Below are 808 nucleotides of genomic sequence, written 5' to 3' on the forward strand. Positions count from 1 at the left end.
GCCGCAGGTTTTTCGCGTTCTTGTTCACGCTTCTCGGTGCCGCGGTCCTGTTCGCTGCCCTCTTCACCTCGACCGGCGCCTGGGCATTGCAGACACTGGAGGCGCGTTACCCGCGTCCCGACCTGCCGGCACAAGTCCCCTGTATGATCGTGCTCGGCGGCGCTTTTGATCTCGAAGTCACAGCAGGCCGGGGCGGCATGGAATTTAACCAGTCCGCCGACCGCTTCATCGAGGCCGCAAGACTGGCGCGGCTGCATCCTGAGACAAAGATCCTTGTCTCCGGCGGCGACGGCTCCTTCTCCGGCGATTATAAGGGTGATGCCGAACTGGCCGGCGATTTCTTCTCCGTCATGGGCGTCGATCCGACAAGGCTGATCAAGGACACGGCCTCGCGCAAGACCGAGGAGAATGTTTCCGAGACCAAGGCGCTTGCCGATCAGAATGGCCTCAAGAGCTGCCTGCTGATCACTTCCGCCTATCACATGCCGCGCGCCAAGGCGCTGTTCGACAAGGCCGGTCTCGAGGTCATCCCCTGGCCGTCGGACTACCGGTCGAGCGGCAAGGTTGAGCTGGGTCTGGATTTCACCCAGCCAACGCTCAACGGCCAGCTCGCATCGACCGCGGCCCGTGAATGGCTGGCGCTGGCTGTCGCGCATTGGACAGGTGAGACCGCGACTTATGTGCCGTAAGCTTCGAGATCGCCACGTGATTATTCCGGGACGACAGAGCGGAGAAGCATGCTGATAGGTCGTCGACGGTGTTTTGGTCGAGGCAAATGGTGACTGCGTCCTGCTCATCGGTCCAGCGC

Annotated in this window: 1 protein-coding gene; it reads left to right on the forward strand. The window is 62.0% G+C overall.

The features are described from left to right. On the forward strand, positions 1 to 689 hold a 689-nt coding region (locus tag AC1D0P_RS26315), incomplete at its 5' end, for a YdcF family protein (RefSeq protein ID WP_477679417.1). Positions 690 to 808 lie beyond the last annotated feature (119 nt).

The sequence above is a fragment of the Polaromonas sp. P1_G2 genome, assembly GCF_056405515.1.